This is a genomic window from Streptomyces sp. NPDC093064 (assembly GCF_044754605.1).
Lineage (GTDB): Bacteria > Actinomycetota > Actinomycetes > Streptomycetales > Streptomycetaceae > Streptomyces.
In genome coordinates, this window is record NZ_JBIVPK010000137.1 from 1 (window position 1) to 2,576 (window position 2,576).

The window sequence follows — 2,576 nt, forward strand, 5'->3', positions numbered from 1 at the left end:
ACCAGGGGCCTTACGGCTGCCCGGACTTGGAGGCAGCAGGGGCACGGAGACAACGGCGTCACAGCGAGCGACGACCGGTTACCGGGAAAGGCTCAATGTGCCAGCCGAGCCCTGCAGCAGACATGTTGGTCGAAACATACGGATCAAATCCGCTGTAATAGGCGTCGATCACCGGCTGCGGCGGCAACGTGGGGTGCAGATAGATCGGTACGTTGAGAGACTCGGCGCATTCGAACACCGGCCAGAAGAACTTGTCGTCAAGGAAACGCCCGTTGACATGGCCGTTGATCAGGGCCCCCACGAAACGATGGTCGCGGACGGTGCGCTCGAGCTCGCTTGCGGCAGCCGCCGGGTCGCGCATCGGCAAGGTGGCGAAGCCGAGGAACCGCTCGGGATACTTCGAGATCGCATCCGCGACGGCATCGTTCGCCTGCTTAGCCAGGTCGACCGCGATCGACGGCTCGAGGATCTCGGGGCCGGGGGAAGTGTGCGAGAGGATCTGCACGTCGATCCCCGCCTCGTCCATAGCGGCGATCCGCCCCTCCCCCAAATCATAGATGCCTGCCGGCCAGCCGCCTTGCGCATCCGTCTCGAATCGCCCAGCCTCCTTCCACACGTCGTAGACCAACTCGCCCGGGCTTTTCTTGTTCGCCTCGTAAACAGCCGGAAGCTTGTAGTGCTCTTCGAAACCGATAACCTTCACGGCATCTCCTTTAAATCCATGAGCTTTTCTGATCGTGACCGGATCGGGTAATGGTGGGGCTGTGACGTACGGAGCTCCTTGCTCGTTATCGGAGTCGCGGTAGGACCTGCTGGAGTTCCTGACCGGCAGCGGTCCCCTACGGCCGCTGCCGGTCAGCGCTCAAGGATTTCGACGAAACGCGGGCCGGTCGCGGTCATGCCCTTCCTGACGTGGTCCGTGAGGCCCTCCAGCGACTCGGCCCGATGTACCTCCAGGCCGTAGCCGCGTGCGATGTCCAGCACGCCGAGGCCGGAGATGTCGAGGCAGTCGCCTTCCGGGACGTGCAGGATCTCGGAGAACTCCTGCAGCGTGCGGTACTTGGTGTTCGTCCACGAACGTAACGGGCACCTGGTGACGCGCCGCGGTCCACAGGCCGGACGGGCGCCGTCGCCGATGAGGGCGACCACGGGGCGCTCGGGGCAGCCGAGGCGCAGTGCGATGGCGGCCGGCAGGCCCCAGCTCTGGCCGCCGGCGGCGGCGAGTAGAACAGCGACTTTGCGCGGGTGATGGTCAGGCGGTCGCGCACCATGTCCGCGGAGGTCCACTCCAGGGCGATGACGGTGTCGTCGTTCTTGCCCCAGTCGATCGCGTCGAGGATCGCCTCGGTGGTGAAGTGCGGTCCGCTGGTGTCGGCCTCGGCGATCGTGCGGGTCGCGGGCCGTTGGGCGTCACTGACGGTGACCACGACATGCGTTCCTTACACAGGGTGCCCGGACATAGCTCCATCACTATGGCAGCGAATCACCGCATAAGCTCACATTGTGGATGAATGGAGGGCCGTGTGTTGTCCCGACCGTGGACGCACCCCGTAGGCTCTCCTGACCCATCCGTGGGTACCCGCGTTCCTGCGGGAGTGGCTCGAAGGTCGACGACCTGATGGCGTTCTGCCTGAGATCGCGGCGATCATCGAGCGGCACGCCCGGGCCGCCGTTGTCCTGGATGGGTTCCACCACCGGCTGCTTTCAAAGAGCAAGCGGACGCCGCTTCCGGTCGCCGAGCTCAGCCGTGCCGCTGGAGCGGCCGAGGTAGCGCACCGCTGAGGAAGCGCCCGGTCATGGTGCTTCGTCCTGTGGGTCGAGCTTGGTGAAGTCGACATCGAGGTGCGGCTCGTACGCCTCCGGGGCCAGGTCGAGTTCGTGGGTGGAGTATTCGCCGAACCGCATGATCTTCTCGATCAGGTAGGGCGAGACCTCCGCCAGATCCTCTGAGTCGACCTTCCAGCCCTCGGCCTGCAGTTCGCGGACCGCCTGGGCGATGTCCAGGGTGTTGTGGAAGATCAGGCAGTTGGTGAGCAGGGCGTTGAACTTGACGGCCTTCTCCTGCTCGACGGGGTCGTTGTCGGCGATGACGCCCCGGTTGCCGAAGCGCACCTACTCGGTGAAGCCGTTGAACGCCTCGACCTTGTTGGTCGCGGCGGTCACCCGTCGGCGCATCTGCGGGTTTGTCAGGTACCGCAGCATTCTGTGGAATCCGAGATGTCAAGTGGCGCCGAGGATCCTGCTGCTTCGAATATGCACTGGCCGGTCGGGCCGAAGCCCGGGAGACTCGCTGCTGTGGACATGGGGATCTCTGGTTTCAAGCCCTGATCGGGCTCGGAGGGCTTGGGCATCTGCATCTCCACCGGGGGCCCTCGGGGAGCCGGTGCGGTCGGCCGGTGCTCATCGCCGGCCCCTCTGCCTTCCTGGCGCCCCCGCGACCCGGCGCAGCGTTCAGTACTGCTCGGTCTCCACGAAACCCGAGTTCCCGTTGTCGTCCGCGTCGAAGGCAGCGGCGGTCGGGTCGAATCCGGGCGGGCTGTCCTTCAGGGCCAGGCCCAGGCCGGCCAGCTTCGCCT

Annotated in this window: 2 protein-coding genes and 2 pseudogenes; all 4 read right to left on the reverse strand. The window is 65.5% G+C overall.

All coding sequences use genetic code 11. The features are described 5' to 3' along the window. Positions 1-58 precede the first annotated feature (58 nt). Entirely contained in the window at positions 59-703 is a 645-nt protein-coding gene (locus ACIQFZ_RS43385; protein ID WP_402693995.1) for an amidohydrolase family protein, read from the reverse strand. A gap of 152 nt (positions 704-855) precedes the next feature. Then, positions 856-1,287 carry a thiamine pyrophosphate-dependent enzyme gene (locus ACIQFZ_RS43390; protein ID WP_402693996.1) on the reverse strand — a complete coding sequence of 144 codons (432 nt, stop codon included), beginning with the start codon at positions 1,285-1,287 and terminating at the stop codon, positions 856-858. 507 nt (positions 1,288-1,794) lie between these two features. Next, a pseudogene (locus tag ACIQFZ_RS43395) lies at positions 1,795-2,202 on the reverse strand (Tn3 family transposase). 249 nt (positions 2,203-2,451) lie between these two features. Then, positions 2,452-2,576: pseudogene (locus ACIQFZ_RS43400) on the reverse strand (DNA-directed RNA polymerase subunit alpha); the annotation flags it as partial.